We start from the raw sequence: 15,986 nt of genomic DNA on the forward strand, positions 1-15,986 counted from the left end.
AGGAATAACTAACATCACTATTTAGATATTCTCGGACAACTTTATGCTTAAATTTATAGTTATACTTTGTCATAAAAATACACCCCTAAAGTTAGATTTTTTGGTCTAACTTTAGGGGTGCACTACAATTAGTATTGTTAACTGTAAAAGTTAACAATACCTATATATCAGTCTTTTTAATTAGTCATTGATTCGTCTAATTTCTCGTTTGTGATTCATTAAGAATGTAATGATAGATAAAGTAAGAATTGAGATTGTTAAGGTTAAAGAAATAGGTAAAATGTTAAAACCTTCAGAAGTGATACCAAGAATGGTTTTAAAGAAATTAAGAACACTTATTCTAAAAGAATTACCGCCTAACTGAAGTATCAATCCAAAAATAATTGGAATAATAACAAGAGTAGCAAGTATTACCATTTTTTTATAACCAGTAACACGATCATTAAAGATTCCAACAACTGAAGCTAAGGAAGCTGCAAAAAAGAAAAATAGAAAAAGAAAAAGAAAACCACTCCAGTAATTATTACCACTATAAAGATCAGATAGAAATAATGTGATTCTGAAATTTTGTGTCAACAGATTATTAGTGATTAGTTTAAAAACAATTAATATACCTGCTAAGAGCGCTGAAATAGTGGCATTAGATATAAGGTAACTTAAATAAATATTATTTCGGGACATACCATTTTGAATAAACAATTTGAAATCCGAACCAACTCCAAACAAGGCGATGATAAAGATAAACACAAAAGAAGCAAATAAAGCATCTGAATTTACTTGTGTGTTTGTTCCTGCTATTAGCATACCAACTAAGGGAAAAACTATTGCAAATAGACAGAAATAGCCAAAGAAAAAGCCAAGTGATTTAAATTGATATTTTAATCGATACGTAAAAGCTGTTGATAGTTTCATAAGAATGACCTACTTTCTTTTTGTTAATTGAACAAAATAATTTTGTAAATTTAAATGATTGATAGATATAGTGTCAGGTATATCAGTAGGAAGCTCACCAGAAACATAAAGAGTGATATAATCACCAAGTTCATCACATCCTAAAATATTTAAGTTACTTGAAAAAGTGTTGATAATTCCTTTTGGCCCTGATATAACAAAGTTTTTTTGAAGTAAAGACTCTGTATCACTAGCTATTTTAACTTGGCCTTTGTCAATAATGATAATTTCTTCAAGTAACGTAGTAATCTCTTCAATTAAATGAGTAGAAATAATGAAAGAACGTGGGCGATCTTCGTATGCTTGAATTAAAAAAGTGTAAAATAAATCTCTATGAGTAGCATCTAGTCCTAGCACAGGTTCATCTAAAAAGACATAATCACAAGGAACACAAAGAGCAACGATTAATTTTGCGATACTACGATAACCAGTAGATAATTTTTTGAAAGTTTGCTTTAAATTAAGCTCAAACTCTACTGACATCTTGTTTGCCAATTCCCAATCAAAAGACCCATAAAAGCTTTCTGAGATATGAAACATCTCTTTAATTTTCATGTTTGATGGAAATAAATTATCTTCACTCATTAAATAAACATGTGTTAATAACGATTCATTATCTAAAATAGACTCACCACCAAAAGTTACTTTTCCAGAAGTAGGAATACTACGATTATTAATAATATTTAGTAAAGTACTTTTACCAGCACCGTTTCGTCCAAGTAAACCATAAATCTTATTAGGTTCAAAAATCAGATTGATATTGTTTAAGGCATTTTTATCTTTATATGTTTTAGTCAGTTGATTAATTTCTAAGTTCATGCTTGATACCCTCTTTCTAAAATTTCTTTTAGTTCTTCCAAGTTTATCTCTAATTTTTTTGCTTCTTCTATTAGTTGATTAACATCTTTGTTTAAAAATTCTTCTTTTCTAATCATTCGAACTTTCTCCTTTGCTCCTTTTAAAACAAACATCCCAATTCCTCTTTTTTTCTCAATCAATTCTTGATCAACTAAAAGATTCATTCCTTTTAAAACTGTAGCAGGGTTTATTTGATAACTTTTAGATATTTCAGTTGTAGAGGGGATTTGCATTTCTTCTTGATAGGCTCCGTTTAAAATACCTAAAGAAATTTGATCTGCCACTTGCTGAAATAGTGGTTTGTCACCTGTATAATTAAATTCCATGAATTCACCTCATTGCTTAATCGGTTAGTTACTTGTGTAACTAACTATATAATGATAGTTGTCAAAAGTCAAATAATATTTTATTGCTATCAAATGATACGCCAGGTATGTTATAATGTAAGAATTGAGAATAGGGAGTGAAGAAAATGAGTGAAAAACAAATAGATAGTCTTCAATTAGTTGTGATTACAGGAATGAGTGGGGCAGGGAAGACTGTTGCTGTTCAAAGTTTTGAGGATATGGGCTTTTTCTGTATCGATAACTTACCTCCAACATTAATCCCTAAGTTTTGGGAATTAATTAAAGAATCTGGAAAAATTACTAAAATTGCCCTTGTAATTGACTTACGATCACGTGCATTTTTTGAAGAGATTCAGAGTATGTTAGTTGAAATTGAAAATACTAATTTAGTAGATACAACAGTCATGTTTTTAGAAGCATCAGATAAAGAACTTGTATCTCGCTACAAAGAAACAAGAAGAACTCATCCTTTAGCAATGGATGGACTAGTTACAGAAGGTATTATTAAAGAGAGAGCTCTATTAAATGAATTAAAAGCTGAAGCTCAATTAGTCATTGATACAACTAATCTTGCGCCTAGAGAATTAAGAGAAAAAATTATGGCTAACTTTAAAACAAATGAAACATCAACGTTTAGAGTAGAAATGGTTTCTTTTGGTTTTAAATATGGCTTGCCAATTGATGCAGATGTTGTTATGGACGTTAGATTCTTACCTAATCCACATTATGTTCAAGAATTACGACCAATGACAGGAAGAGATAAACCTGTTTATGACTACGTGATGGCCAGTGAAATGACTGAAGATTTTTATACACAATATGAAGCGTTAATGTTAAGTATTTTACCTGGATATATTAAAGAAGGTAAGATGAGTTTAACGATTGCTATTGGTTGTACAGGTGGACAACACCGTTCTGTAGCTTTAACAGAGCGTTTAGGTAAACGTATTGCTGAAGAATACAAAACTAATATTACTCATCGTGATATCAGCAAAAGAAAGGAAACAGTGAACCGTTCATGAAAACCTACCGAATAAGAAGACCTAAGATAGTGGTCATCGGTGGTGGAACAGGGTTACCTGTAATCCTTAAAGGCTTGAGATATCAAAGTGCTGATATTACAGCTATTGTTACTGTTGCTGATGACGGTGGAAGTAGTGGTCAATTAAGACAAAGTGTCGATATGTCTCCACCAGGGGACTTAAGAAATGTACTAGTAGCTTTGTCTGATATGCCACAAATGTATGAAAAGATATTTCAATATCGATTTAAAAAAGAGGATGATTTTTTAGCCAATCATACAATAGGTAATCTAATCATTGCAGCATTATCTGAAATGAGAGAAAGTACTTATGACGCTATTCAATTATTAACCAAATTTATGCATGTAGATGGGCATATTTATCCAGCATCTGAAAAGTCTCTAACTTTACATGCGAAATTTAAAGATGGAACAGAAGTTGCTGGCGAATCTAAAATTGCTTGTGATAGAAAAACAATTGATTATGTATATGTGACTAATACTTGTGATGATGAAAAGCCAAAAGCCGCTCGAAAAGTAGTATCAGCTATTAAAGAAGCGGATATGATTGTTTTAGGACCTGGAAGCCTCTATACTAGTATTTTACCGAATTTGATGATTGAGGACTTAGGTCAAGCAATTGTTGACTCTGAAGCAGAAGTTGTTTATATCTGTAACATCATGACTCAAAAAGGTGAAACGGAACATTTTTCTGATGCAGAGCATGTTCAAGTATTACATAATCACCTCGGAGCTAAGTTTATAGATACGGTGTTAGTAAATACTGAACCAATACCTGATAATTATATGGATTATGAAGTATATGACGAATACCTTGTACAAGTGAAACATGATTTTCAAACGCTTAGGGATGAAGAGTGTCGTGTGATATCTGCAGACTTTTTAGAGTTGAGAGATGGCGGTGTTTTTCATGATGGTAATAAAGTTGTTGAAGAGCTATTTCGTTTGGTACTAGGAACAAAATATTAGATAAAGGGGTGAGTCAGGATGTCTTTTGCATCTGATGTAAAAAAAGAACTGACCACATTGGAAGTTCATAAAGAACACGCGAAAGCGGAACTAGCGGCACTCATTCGTATGAATGGGGCCGTTACTTTAGTCAATCGCCAGTTTGTTTTAAATGTACAAACTGAAAATGCTGCGATTGCACGTAGAATATATACTTTGTTAAAAGACCATTATAGTGTTAATAGTGAGTTATTAGTTCGTCGTAAGATGAAATTAAAAAAGAACAATGTTTATATTGTACGCTTAAAGCAAGAAACTCAAACGATTTTAAATGATTTAGAAATCATGGAAGGTTTCATGTTTAACACTCGTGTCTCTACATCAATCATGGGCAATGAACAAAAAATGCGCTCTTATTTACGAGGAGCCTTTTTAGCTGGTGGCTCTGTTAATAATCCTGAGACAAGTCGTTATCATTTAGAGATTTACTCCATGTATGAAGAACAGTGTATTGATATTTGTGATATGATGAAGTTTTATGGATTTAATGGACGAGTAACAGAAAGACGCAATGGTTATATTACTTATTTAAAAGGTGCTGAGGAAATAGCAGACTTTTTAATTCTAGTTGGTGCAACGAATGCCATGCTTAAGTTTGAAGATGTCCGTATTGTGCGTGATTTGAGAAACTCTGTCAATCGTCTGATGAACTGTGAAAATGCTAATATGAATAAAACAGCTGATGCTGCCAAAAAACAAATTGAAAATATTGAGTTGATTTCGAGTAGAGTGGGACTGGATGCCTTACCTGAAAAGTTACGTGAAGTAGCCGAAATGAGACTAGAAAATCCTGAGATTAGCTTGAAAGAATTAGGTGAGATTTTACCTAGTGGAGCCATAACTAAATCAGGTATTAATCACCGAATTAGAAAGATTAACGAGTTCGCTGAAAAATTATAAAGGATGAGTCTAGAAGCTTCCTGAAAAGGATAGCTTCTTTTTTATTTGCGATAAATGGAATGAAAACCCTGAAAAATTGATATAAAAGCTTGTGAAAAGGTGCTATACTATCAGTGATAAAGAAGGGTGAGTGGAGCGATTGAAAACAAAAGATTTATGGTGCTCATATGTCCAGTCCAATGAACTCAATGAAAAGCTACTGCCTGAATATATAGCAGAATCATGGGAATACTGTATGAAACATTCTGTGAATCCATATTCAAAACAGGGGATTGAAAGAATATCTGAGTTTGATTTACAAATTAAAAAAGATGAATTGTCCTTTTTAATTCGTACTGTACAAAATGAAATAAGGCGTTTGAATGAATTTTTTTACATAAAAAAACCTTTGTTTATTTTGACAGATAATAAAGGTGTTGTTTTATGGCGTGAAGGACATCATGAAACCAGACATTTAGCAAATGATATTCATTTTTCTGAAGGAAGTGTTTGGACTGAAAAGGCTGTTGGAACAAATGCGATAGGGATTGCTTTAAGGACTTTAGAAAGCGTTACCGTGGAGAAATTTCAACATTTTTCAGAAGCATCTCACCCATTTACTTGTTCATCAACACCTATTCTAGACGGTAATAATCAAGTGATTGCCTGTTTAAATGTATCAACAATGGAAAGTTTTAGTGAAACGAATTATACACTGTTTGCATTAAAAATGATTGCGAAAAATGTACAACATAAAATAGCTGAAAAACAATTAATTGAAAAAAAAGAACAATTTTTAGAAGTACTTAATCAACCTTTTGAACAATCGGTTTTAGTCGGACTGGATGGGAAAATTTTATCAGTTTCAGATGATTATTCATTGTTAGAAGATGACTGTGAAGGGCAATTGGTGACTGAGGTCTTAAAAGGGAAATTAAACTTATTTGATAAAACGAATATTTATCAAGAAAATGAGTTAATCGGATTTTGTTATCAATTAGAACAAAAAAGAATAGAGCCTTCATTTGTAACATTTGGTATTACGTCTCATAATAAAGAATATCAAAAGTTTCTTAATCAATTATCTCAAGCAGCAAAATCGGAACTACCAATCCATATTTACGGAGAAACTGGAAGTGGAAAAGAAGTCTCTGCTAAGACAATCCATTATAATAGTAAACAGCAATTTGGTGAATTAGTGGCAGTCAATTGTGGTGCATTAAGTGAATCATTATTAGAAAGTGAGCTATTTGGCTATGTTTCTGGTGCTTTTACAGGAGCAAGTTCCGCAGGTTATCAAGGGAAGATTCAGCAAGCTCATAAAGGAACCTTATTTTTGGATGAAATAGATAGTATGTCCACCCGAATGCAAGTAGCACTTTTACGAGCTTTAGAAGAAAAAAAAATAACTCCTCTAGGTAGTGATAAAGAAATAGCCGTCGATTTTAGATTAGTAACAGCGAGTAATAAAGATTTAAAAGAATTAGTTAATAGGGAAGAGTTCAGAGAAGACTTATTTTATCGTCTCTATGTGATTCCATTAATGCTACCTTCGTTACGTGAAAGACAAGAAGATTTTACGACATTAGTTGATGTCTTTTGTCAGAAAAAAAACTGGCACCCTAAATGGAAAAATGAAATTAGTGAAATAGCAAAAGAATTTGAATGGCAAGGTAATATCCGCGAATTTCAAAACTTTTTAGAGAGGTTATGCTTGTATTTTCCTAAAGAGGAACCAAGTAAAAAGGAAATCATTGAGTTAATAACAATAGGATCTGTTAAGAAGTTAGTTCAAGAGGAAGCTTCCTTAGATGAACGAAATCAAATTATGAATGTTCTTCAAGAAACGAACTTTCATTTAACTCAAACGGCTGAGAGATTGAACATGGCTCGAAGTACGTTATACCGTAAAATAGATAAATATCAAATTCAGTTACATAAATAATATCAGCTCCAACCTAACAACACTTATTAAGTGATGTTAGGTTGGAGTTTTTTATTATGGTCAATTGTCGCAACAAGAATGCAACAAAATTGTCCGATTTCACAAAAATAAAAACAAAAAGGTTTTATTTGAAGCGTTTTCAAAGTTGGCACGCTTATTGCTAATAGTAAGATGTACCATATTAAAAGGAAGGTGATGTTATGAGAAAGTACAATCTGATTGTGATTGGTGCAGGTCCTGGTGGTTATGTTGCAGCAATTGAAGCAGCGAAACTTGGGAAAAAAGTAGCAGTCATTGAGAAAGAAAAAATCGGAGGTACTTGTTTAAATGTTGGATGTATTCCATCAAAAGCGTATCTGAAACATGCTAGTTGGGTAACAGAGCTAGAGGAGGCCAATCGCTTTGGTGTTTACAATCAATTAACAGACATTGACTACACAAAACTTGTAGAACGTAAAAATGGTGTTGTTAGTCAGTTGCAACAAGGGATTCATTATCTATTTAATCAACATAAAATTGATTATATTGAAGGTGAAGCAAGTCTTAAAAATTCTCATGAAGTAATAGTAAATGACCAGTTATTTGAAACGGATAATGTTTTGTTGGCCACTGGTAGTAAACCTTTTGTGCCTCCAATTCCAGGTATTGAATCTGTTGATTATCTAACAACTGATACCTTTTTTAACTTAAATAAACTGCCTAAAAAATTAGTCATCATTGGTGGTGGCGTTATTGGTATCGAATTGGCATTTGCAATGGCACCTTTAGGAACGGAAGTAACGGTTGTAGAAGTAGCGCCTAGTATTTTAATGACTGAAGACAAAGAAGCGATACTTTTAATCAAAGCTCAACTTAAAAAAATGGGTGTGAGAGTTATTGAAGGCGCACAGATAAATAAAGTTAATCCTAAACAAGTTGAGTTGATCAACGATAAGTTACCTTTTGATGAATTACTTGTCGTAACTGGTCGAAAAGGAAACTTAAAAGTAGCTGAAAGTTTAGGTTTATCAAAAATAGAAAATCAAAAATTTGTAGAGGTGAATCGTTTTTATCAAACTTCTAACTCTAATATTTATGCGGTTGGAGATATTGTTGATGGCTATATGTTAGCTCATGCAGCAAGTAAAGAAGGTATTAAAGCAGTTAGACATATGTTTGGTAAAAAAGAAGCACCATTAAAAAATGAACAAGTACCTCGTTGTGTCTACACTCATCCTGAAATTGCTAGTTTTGGTCTTAATGAAGAAGAAGCTAAAGAAAAAGGTTATCAAGTATTAGTTTCTAAAACATCTTATTCAGCTAATGGGCGAGCAATTGCAGGTAATGAAACGACAGGATTTATTAAAATCATCTCTGAAAAAGAGAACCACGAAATTTTAGGTGGTGTCATTGTTGGAGCGAACGCAACAGAGATGATTCATACTCTATTAGCCGTTAAAGAGTCAGAAGGACGACTAGAAGAAATTGAAAAAATGACATTTGCACATCCAACCCTTTCAGAAATGATTGGTGAATTGGGTAGTGAAATGATTTTCTAAGGAGGAATTAAAAATGGAAAAAATGAGTAAAGAAAAAGCAGAGTGGATTTACAAAATAATGAATGACATTCGAAATTTTGAGGATGAGGTTCATCGCATTTTTACAACAGGACAAATTCCTGGTTTCGTTCACTTATATGCTGGAGAAGAAGCAGTAGCAACGGGCGTTTGTGCTCATTTAACAGATTCAGATTACATTACAAGTACTCACCGTGGTCATGGTCATTGTATCGCTAAAGGTTGTGATTTAAACGGTATGATGGCAGAAATCTATGGTAAGAAAACTGGACTTTGTAAAGGTAAGGGCGGATCAATGCATATTGCCGACATTGATAAAGGAATGTTAGGTGCTAATGGAATGGTTGGAGGAGGTTTCCCAATCGCTGTTGGTGCTGGTCTAAGAAATAAATACCTTAAAACAGATGATGTAGCAGTTTGTTTCTTCGGGGATGGAGCTTCTAATGAAGGGACTTTCCATGAAAGTATTAATATGGCAGCTATTTGGAAATTACCAGTAGTTTTTGTTTGTGAGAATAATGCTTTTGGAGAAGCTTCGGCTGTGGAGTATGCATCAAGTTCTAAAACAATTGCAGAAAGAAGTGCCGCTTACAATATTCCAGGAGTTCGAGTAGATGGAAAAGATTTAATGGCTGTCTATGAAGCAGCTGGAGAAGCGATTGATCGAGCGAGAAACGGGGAAGGCCCAACTATCTTAGAATGTGTGACTTATAGAAATTATGGACACTTTGAAGGAGACGAACAAAAATATAAATCAAAAGAAGGTAAAGAAAAAGAATTTGCTGATATTGATAATATTCCAGTATTCAAGGAAGTAGCTATTAAAAATAAATGGTTAACTACTAAAGTAGCACAAGGAATTGAAGAACAATCAGTAAGTGATGTTGAAGCAGCTGTTGTATTCGCAAGAGAAAGTGACTTACCAGATCCAGAAGCTTTATACGAAGATGTCACTATTTAAACTGAGAATAAGATAAGGAGTGAAGAAAATGAGTAGAAGAATAACATTTATGCAAGCAATTAATGAAGGTCTAGATATTTCAATGAATAGAGATGACCGTGTTTTTATTATGGGAGAAGATTTAGCAGGTGGTACTGGCATTGAACACTTAAATGGAGAAGGCGCTTTTGGTGGTGTTTTTGGTGTCACAAAAGGTTTAGTTGAAAAACATGGATATGAGCGAGTTATTGATACGCCGATTTCTGAAATGGGGTATATGGGAGCAGCTGTTGGAGCAGCAGCAACTGGATTACGCCCAGTTCCAGAATTAATGTTTAATGACTTTTTAGGATTTTGTTTTGATACATTATTAGGTCAAGGTTCAAAAATGCGTTATATGTTCGGTGGTAAGGCGACTATTCCAATGACTGTTAGAACATGTCACGGGGCAGGAGCTTCTGCAGCTGCACAGCATTCAGGTTCTTATTACGGAATGTTTGGTTCGATTCCTGGAATGAAAGTCGTTGTACCATCAAATCCTTATGATGCGAAAGGGTTATTAATTTCGGCTATTGAAGATGATAATATTGTTATTTTCTCTGAAGATAAAACTTTATATGGTATCAAAGATGAAGTGCCAGAAGAGTACTACAAAGTTGAAATAGGTAAAGCTAAAGTGAAGCGTGAAGGTGAAGATTTAACGATTGTTACAATTGGAAAAATGCTTTACGTTGCTTTAGAAGTAGTAGAAGAACTTGAAAAATCAGGAGTATCTGTAGAAGTTATTGACTTAATTACAGTAGCGCCTTGGGATCAAGAAACAATTATTGATTCAGTCAAGAAAACAGGACGTCTAATTGTTATTGACGAAGCCAATCCTCATAACAATACGGCAACAGATATTGCCTCAGTGATTGGAGATAAAGCCTTTGATTATCTAGATGGACCAATTAAATGCGTGTGTGCACCAAATACACCGGTACCATTTGCAAGTAATTTAGAAGCACTTTATTTACCTGATAAAGAAAAAGTATTAAAACAAGCAGAAGAATTAATCAAAGACTTAAAATAAAGGGTAGGTGAAAAAAATGGCTGAAACATTATTAATGCCAACATTAGGATTAACTATGACAGAAGGAACTGTTGATCAATGGTATAAAGAAGTTGGAGATACTATTTCAAAAGGAGAGGCAGTTGTTTCTATTAGTTCTGAGAAATTAACTCATGATGTTGAGTCACCAATAGATGGTGTCTTGTTGAGTATTGTTGTTGAGAATGGCGGAGAAGCAGTTTGCCAAGGAATTATAGGTTATGTTGGAGCTGAGGGCGAAGAAGTACCAACTGAAGAAGTAATGATTGAAGAAGTAACTGAAAACAAAGAAGAAAAAACAATTGATTCAACAGCACCGATAGCACAATCAGTTACTAGAACAGAAGGTGAGAGAATATTTGCAACACCTTTAGCACGTAAAATAGCTACTGACAAAGGATATGATTTAGCGGATATCACGGGTTCTGGTGGTAATGGAAGAATCACTCGAAGAGACGTGGACCGACATATCCCACAAATTAAAACAGTTGGATCTAGCCCTGTCGTTACTGGTGAAGGATTAGATGGTATGCGAAAAGTGATTGCTCAAAGAATGCATCAAAGTTTACAGCAATCAGCTCAGTTAACACTCCATCGCAAAGCAAATATTACAAATTTATTAGCTTTTAGAAAAGATTTAAAAGCTAAAGCAGGAGATAATTTAAGTCGAAGTGCTTTAAGCATTAATACTTTATTAATTAAAGCGGTTAGTTTGGCATTAAAAGACAAACCAGAAATGAATGCATCTTATAATGGAGTGGAACATATGACCCATGAGTCTGTTCATATGGGAGTAGCGGTAGCAGTTGATGATGGTTTAGTAGTTCCTGTTGTTAAAGATGTTGATACGAAATCACTATCGCAAATTGGTGCTGACTTTGTGGCAGTGACATCTCAAGCTATTGATGGAACACTTTCTGGAGAATCATATAGTGGTTCAACATTTACGATTACTAATTTAGGTAGCGCAGGAATTGAGTACTTTACCCCAATCCTAAATACACCAGAATTAGGTATTCTAGGTGTTGGTGGAACAAGCTCTAAATTAGTATTTAATGATGAGAAAGAAATTGTTGAAATAAGTGAATTACCATTAAGTTTAACATTTGATCACCAAGTAATTGATGGCTCACCAGCAGCAGAATTCTTAGCACAAATTGTTTATTATTTAGAAAATCCATATCTTTTAGTTGTTTAATTAAAAAATAAATACTTTTTTGTTCACACTCTAAAAAACTAAAAGTATAGATACAACTAAATAAAAAAGGGGGCTAACCAGATAAAACTGGTTAGCCTCCTTTTAATTTAAGCATCAAGTAATGCTTTTAATTCGTCATTCGTAATTTTTTGGTCAAATACTTCATTGCCAATAATAACCGTTGGAATGAAAAAGACGTTTGCTTCTTGTGTTTCTTCAATAATCGCTTCGTACATTGTTTCATCTTCTTGTAGAGATAATCCAAGTGTATTTTGAGCATACATCGCGATTTCTGTATGGTCTTCTAGATCACCCCAAATATCTTGAGTATCGTAAATTGCTTTAATAGCGCTCATTGCTGAAGCGTCGTTTGGTATATGATGATGCATAATATTTCCTTTTGCTAAAGCAGGTTTTTCTTTATCGAAAAGTTTAATAATACGTTCAATTTTACCAGCATTTACATATTCTTGAAGTAAATCATTTTTTTCATCAAACCATTGTTTACAGTAAGGACATCTAATATTAATAAATTCGATTACTTTAATTGGTGCATCAGCATCTCCAATTTTGATGCCTACTTCTGTTGATAATTTTTCTACATTAACATCTGTCATTCCCATATCAGTCACGTCCTATTTTAAATTCGAGCTATTAACCATAACTTCATCAATTAAGCCGTATTCTTTTGCTTCTTCAGCTGACATAAAGTTATCACGATCTGTATCTTTTTCAATGATTTCAATTGGTTGACCAGTATTAGCTGCTAAGATTTTATTTAATCTATCACGTGTGTTTAAAATATGACGAGCAGCAATTTCGATTTCTGTTGCTTGGCCTTGAGCACCACCTAGTGGTTGATGAATCATTATTTCAGCGTTAGGTAAAGCAAAACGTTTACCTTTAGTTCCAGCTGATAATAAGAAACTTCCCATAGAAGCAGCCATACCTAAAACGATTGTTTGAACGTCAGCTTTAATGAAGTTCATTGTGTCATAGATAGCAAGACCTGCTGAAACACTTCCTCCAGGAGAGTTGATGTAAATAAAGATATCTTTCTCAGGATCTTGTGCATCTAAGAATAATAATTGGGCAATTACTGAGTTTGCTACGTTGTCGTCAATTGGACCGCTTAACATAATAATTCTGTCTTTTAAAAGTCTTGAGTAAATATCATAAGCTCTTTCTCCGCGAGAAGATTGCTCGATTACTGTTGGTATTAAGTTCATAAAAATTCCTCCTAAGATAAAGCTTCAATAGCTATATTTTAACATAGTTTAAATCATCTACCTAGAATAAAGTGTACCCATTTGGTCAATAAAGGTCAAAAGAAAAGCTTAAGACAAATATTGACAAAAAATACTGTGGCTTCTAATATAGGAGAAGTTTAAACGTGGTATAATAAAAAAGAAAGCAAAGAGAAAAATCTCATTGCTTTACTAGACACGCCCTAAGGGAATCGAACCCCTGTCTCAAGAACCGGAATCTTGCGTGATATCCACTACACTAAGGGCGCAAGTCCATCATTAATTTTATCAAAAACCAAAGAAATAGCAAGATAAATAAAAGTAAGGAGCTGATTGTGTGAAGTTTGAACAACATATAAAACAATCACAACAACAAACTCAAAAACTTGCCATGACACAAGAGTTGCAACAGTCAATTCAAATGTTGCAATACAATACAGATGAATTATTGTCATTTTTAGAAGGTAAGGTATTAGAAAATCCTTTAATAGAAGTTAAAGTTCAAACCGATGAAAACCTATTTCAAACAAAAGATAGAATTAGAAAGCAAAATGATGATACTAAAACAGAATGGATGGAACAGTTACCAGATACTCGTTTATCTCTTTTTGAGCACTTGATTAATCAAGTGCATTTGAATTATCGTGATACGTATTTAAGAAAACTAGTTCTGTTTCTAATTGAGCATGTTGATTCTAATGGCTATTTAGGAACTCCACTAGAAGAGATACGACAAAAAACAGAAGCAACTGAAATTGAAATGCTCGATGCTGTAACGCTTCTGCAAATGTTAGAACCAGTTGGAGTAGGAGCAAGAAGTTTAAAAGAGTGTTTAATGCTTCAAGTTGAAAAAGATGAGAGTGCCCCTAATTTAGCCTATATCATTTTGGAAGAACATTTCGAAGATTTGGCCAATCGAAAATGGGAAAAAATTCAAAAAGCCTATTCAATTGATATTTACGATGTTCAAGAAATTTTTGACTATATTCAAAAGTTACAGCCGTATCCAGGAGCAGGTTTTTCATCAGAAGATGAATCTTTTATTATTCCAGATATAATTGTCGCAATTGATAAGGATAAATTAGAGGTTACTAGTACTAAAAGAAGTACGCCAGATTTGATTTTTCAACAACGGTATTTTGATAAGATGAGCCAAGAGAAGGATAAAGATGTTCAAGAGTTTTTAAAAACTAGAAAAAGTGAGTTTGAATGGTTAAAACGGGGAGTTGTTCAGAGAGGGAATACTATTTTAAGAGTGGCAGAAGAAATTGTTAAGCGCCAGTATAACTTCTTTTTTGACGCTAATAGACCATTGAATCCACTGCAACTTAAAGAGATTGCCCAAAGTTTAGATATTCATGAATCGACAGTTAGTCGTAGCGTGAATGGTAAGTATCTTCAAACTAATTTTGGCGTATTTGAGTTAAGATCTTTTTTTACAGTTGGAATTTCACAAGATAATTCAGATGAAAGTTTATCAACTGACACGATAAAAAAAGAAATATTAAAGCTTGTTAATGATGAAAATAAAAGAAAACCATTATCTGATCAAAAGATTGTAGAAGAGCTTTTGACAAAAGAAATACAGATTTCAAGACGTACGGTTGCTAAGTATCGTGATGAACTGGATATTCCATCTTCGTCCAAAAGAAAACGTTTTGATAGAGAGTAAATACAAATTTTTCAAAACTGACTTGAATAATTTGTGATTAACTGTTAGAATAATTTATGTAAGGTTGAGCAAAGCAAAAAATAAGTTTTTTGATTTTGATTCAGCCTGTTTTTTTAAATACTATGGGTCGCGGTAAGTCTACGTTGGACAAAAAACGACCTACAAGAAGGAGTCCAACTCGATGATTCAAGATTTAGAGATGATTGAGAGAATTGCTCCGGACATGATGCAAACCGTTGGAAGTAGGTATCGTATTCTTAGAACCATCTATTGGATGCAACCAGTTGGAAGAAGAACATTGGCGCAAAAAATGGATATTTCAGAAAGAACTTTACGTACAGAGACGGATCTTCTAAAGCACTTAAATCTAATCAACGCAAATAAAAGTGGTATGTCGTTAACTTCTGAAGGATTCGAAGTCTACGAAGGCCTAGAGAAATTTATGGCTGTGTATTCTGGAAATCGTGTGAAGGAAAGAGAGCTAGCTACTAAGCTAGGAATCGCTCGTTGTATCATTGTTGCAGGAGATAGTGAACAAGAAGAAAAAGTTTTAGAAAGATTTGGCCCGATAGTGTCAGATATTTTAGCAGCTAAGTTACCTGATGGCGATAATACGATTGCCGTTATGGGTGGTACGACAATGGGAACTGTTGCTAAAACAATGGAAAAAGTAGAAACAGACTCACGCCATGTATTATTCGTTCCTGCAAGAGGTGGCGTTGGCGAGACTATCAACATTCAAGCTAATTCAATTAGTGGAATGATGGCTGAGAAAACAGGTGGAGATTTCAAACCCTTGTATGTTCCAGAACAAGTAAGTCCTGAAACGTACGAGTATCTATTACATGAGCCTTCTGTTCAAAATGTTCTTAAATTAATCGAAAATGCTAATTGTGTGATTCACAGTATTGGTGAAGCAATGCATATGGCAAAAAGACGCTCTATGAGTGATGAAGATTTAAGTATGTTACATGAGAAAAAAGCTGTAGGAGAATCCTTTGGTTATTTCTTTAACGAACAAGGTGAAGTGGTTCATAAAATCCCACGCATAGGTCTTCAATTAAAAGATCTTAAATCGATTCCGTATGTCATAGCTGTTGCTGGTGGCGAAAGTAAAGCCAAAGTAATAGAAGCATACATCAAAAATGCACCAGAACAAACTTGGTTAATAACCGATGAAGGTGCTGCTAATCAGATTTTAAAAGAGGAAACTCTTTAAAAATAAAAAAATTTTTTTCGATTTTCTAAAGGAG

Annotated in this window: 15 protein-coding genes and 1 tRNA gene; 10 read left to right on the forward strand and 6 right to left on the reverse strand. The window is 33.6% G+C overall.

Going from position 1 to position 15,986, the window contains the following annotated elements; translation table 11 throughout:
• Positions 1-180 precede the first annotated feature (180 nt).
• The 3 genes from ACODH8_RS01285 to ACODH8_RS01295 are packed head-to-tail and all read right to left on the reverse strand — an operon-like array spanning position 181 to position 2,135.
• Positions 181-912 (reverse strand): hypothetical protein, encoded by a 732-nt coding sequence (locus ACODH8_RS01285; protein WP_332525851.1) that lies wholly within the window; start codon positions 910-912, stop codon positions 181-183.
• Positions 913-921: 9 nt separating this feature from the next.
• Positions 922-1,770 carry an ATP-binding cassette domain-containing protein gene (locus tag ACODH8_RS01290; protein WP_420517459.1) on the reverse strand — a complete coding sequence of 283 codons (849 nt, stop codon included), beginning with the start codon at positions 1,768-1,770 and terminating at the stop codon, positions 922-924.
• Positions 1,767-2,135: a GntR family transcriptional regulator gene (locus tag ACODH8_RS01295; RefSeq protein WP_332525853.1), complete on the reverse strand. Its 369-nt coding sequence runs from the start codon at positions 2,133-2,135 to the stop codon at positions 1,767-1,769. Before ACODH8_RS01295 ends, ACODH8_RS01290 begins: the two co-directional genes overlap by 4 nt.
• 146 nt (positions 2,136-2,281) lie before the next feature.
• Between ACODH8_RS01295 and rapZ the strand changes: the two genes are divergently transcribed.
• From rapZ to ACODH8_RS01335, 8 genes are all read left to right on the forward strand, one after another.
• On the forward strand, positions 2,282-3,178 hold the full coding sequence (gene rapZ, locus ACODH8_RS01300; RefSeq protein ID WP_332525854.1) for an RNase adapter RapZ: 897 nt from the start codon (positions 2,282-2,284) through the stop codon (positions 3,176-3,178).
• Complete coding sequence (locus ACODH8_RS01305) at positions 3,175-4,167, forward strand: YvcK family protein (protein ID WP_332525855.1); 993 nt, start codon at positions 3,175-3,177, stop codon at positions 4,165-4,167. The genes rapZ and ACODH8_RS01305 overlap by 4 nt, the downstream gene beginning before the upstream one ends.
• Before the next feature lie 18 nt (positions 4,168-4,185).
• Positions 4,186-5,106: a DNA-binding protein WhiA gene (gene whiA, locus ACODH8_RS01310; RefSeq protein ID WP_332525856.1), complete on the forward strand. Its 921-nt coding sequence runs from the start codon at positions 4,186-4,188 to the stop codon at positions 5,104-5,106.
• A gap of 139 nt (positions 5,107-5,245) precedes the next feature.
• Complete coding sequence (locus tag ACODH8_RS01315; protein WP_332525857.1) at positions 5,246-7,030, forward strand: sigma-54-dependent Fis family transcriptional regulator; 1,785 nt, start codon at positions 5,246-5,248, stop codon at positions 7,028-7,030.
• Positions 7,031-7,230: 200 nt separating this feature from the next.
• Positions 7,231-8,568 carry a dihydrolipoyl dehydrogenase gene (gene lpdA, locus ACODH8_RS01320; protein ID WP_420504413.1) on the forward strand — a complete coding sequence of 446 codons (1,338 nt, stop codon included), beginning with the start codon at positions 7,231-7,233 and terminating at the stop codon, positions 8,566-8,568.
• A 13-nt stretch (positions 8,569-8,581) separates the two neighbouring features.
• Positions 8,582-9,547, forward strand: coding sequence for a thiamine pyrophosphate-dependent dehydrogenase E1 component subunit alpha (locus ACODH8_RS01325; protein WP_420504412.1), 966 nt, complete (start codon positions 8,582-8,584; stop codon positions 9,545-9,547).
• A 28-nt stretch (positions 9,548-9,575) separates the two neighbouring features.
• Entirely contained in the window at positions 9,576-10,598 is a 1,023-nt protein-coding gene (locus ACODH8_RS01330) for an alpha-ketoacid dehydrogenase subunit beta (RefSeq protein WP_420517460.1), read from the forward strand.
• Positions 10,599-10,614: 16 nt separating this feature from the next.
• Positions 10,615-11,814, forward strand: coding sequence for a dihydrolipoamide acetyltransferase family protein (locus ACODH8_RS01335; RefSeq protein ID WP_420517461.1), 1,200 nt, complete (start codon positions 10,615-10,617; stop codon positions 11,812-11,814).
• Between the two features lie 107 nt (positions 11,815-11,921).
• On the opposite strand, the gene ACODH8_RS01340 is transcribed toward ACODH8_RS01335, so the two are convergent.
• From ACODH8_RS01340 to ACODH8_RS01350, 3 genes are all read right to left on the reverse strand, one after another.
• Entirely contained in the window at positions 11,922-12,437 is a 516-nt protein-coding gene (locus ACODH8_RS01340) for a thioredoxin domain-containing protein (RefSeq protein WP_332525862.1), read from the reverse strand.
• Between the two features lie 12 nt (positions 12,438-12,449).
• Positions 12,450-13,043 (reverse strand): ATP-dependent Clp endopeptidase proteolytic subunit ClpP, encoded by a 594-nt coding sequence (gene clpP, locus ACODH8_RS01345; RefSeq protein WP_332525863.1) that lies wholly within the window; start codon positions 13,041-13,043, stop codon positions 12,450-12,452.
• Positions 13,044-13,258: 215 nt separating this feature from the next.
• Positions 13,259-13,330, reverse strand: a tRNA-Arg gene (locus ACODH8_RS01350).
• A 68-nt stretch (positions 13,331-13,398) separates the two neighbouring features.
• On the opposite strand from ACODH8_RS01350, the gene rpoN reads away from it, so the two are divergent.
• Both rpoN and ACODH8_RS01360 read left to right on the forward strand, forming a co-directional pair.
• Entirely contained in the window at positions 13,399-14,733 is a 1,335-nt protein-coding gene (gene rpoN / locus ACODH8_RS01355) for an RNA polymerase factor sigma-54 (protein WP_332525864.1), read from the forward strand.
• A gap of 181 nt (positions 14,734-14,914) precedes the next feature.
• A complete protein-coding gene (locus ACODH8_RS01360) occupies positions 14,915-15,952 on the forward strand; it encodes a sugar-binding transcriptional regulator (protein WP_332525865.1) in 1,038 nt (345 codons plus the stop codon).
• Positions 15,953-15,986: the final 34 nt, after the last annotated feature.

Origin of the sequence: Vagococcus fluvialis (assembly GCF_048815235.1) — a bacterium.
GTDB lineage: Bacteria > Bacillota > Bacilli > Lactobacillales > Vagococcaceae > Vagococcus.

What these genes read in the sequence shown, in the direction of transcription:
- ACODH8_RS01285 (WP_332525851.1), bottom strand. Translation starts at nt 912, where the DNA reads ATGAAACTATCAACAGCTTTTACGTATCGATTAAAATATCAATTTAAA.
- ACODH8_RS01290 (WP_420517459.1), bottom strand. Translation starts at nt 1,770, where the DNA reads ATGAACTTAGAAATTAATCAACTGACTAAAACATATAAAGATAAAAAT.
- ACODH8_RS01295 (WP_332525853.1), bottom strand. Translation starts at nt 2,135, where the DNA reads ATGGAATTTAATTATACAGGTGACAAACCACTATTTCAGCAAGTGGCA.
- rapZ (WP_332525854.1), top strand. Translation starts at nt 2,282, where the DNA reads ATGAGTGAAAAACAAATAGATAGTCTTCAATTAGTTGTGATTACAGGA.
- ACODH8_RS01305 (WP_332525855.1), top strand. Translation starts at nt 3,175, where the DNA reads ATGAAAACCTACCGAATAAGAAGACCTAAGATAGTGGTCATCGGTGGT.
- whiA (WP_332525856.1), top strand. Translation starts at nt 4,186, where the DNA reads ATGTCTTTTGCATCTGATGTAAAAAAAGAACTGACCACATTGGAAGTT.
- lpdA (WP_420504413.1), top strand. Translation starts at nt 7,231, where the DNA reads ATGAGAAAGTACAATCTGATTGTGATTGGTGCAGGTCCTGGTGGTTAT.
- ACODH8_RS01325 (WP_420504412.1), top strand. Translation starts at nt 8,582, where the DNA reads ATGGAAAAAATGAGTAAAGAAAAAGCAGAGTGGATTTACAAAATAATG.
- ACODH8_RS01330 (WP_420517460.1), top strand. Translation starts at nt 9,576, where the DNA reads ATGAGTAGAAGAATAACATTTATGCAAGCAATTAATGAAGGTCTAGAT.
- ACODH8_RS01335 (WP_420517461.1), top strand. Translation starts at nt 10,615, where the DNA reads ATGGCTGAAACATTATTAATGCCAACATTAGGATTAACTATGACAGAA.
- ACODH8_RS01340 (WP_332525862.1), bottom strand. Translation starts at nt 12,437, where the DNA reads ATGGGAATGACAGATGTTAATGTAGAAAAATTATCAACAGAAGTAGGC.
- clpP (WP_332525863.1), bottom strand. Translation starts at nt 13,043, where the DNA reads ATGAACTTAATACCAACAGTAATCGAGCAATCTTCTCGCGGAGAAAGA.
- ACODH8_RS01360 (WP_332525865.1), top strand. Translation starts at nt 14,915, where the DNA reads ATGATTCAAGATTTAGAGATGATTGAGAGAATTGCTCCGGACATGATG.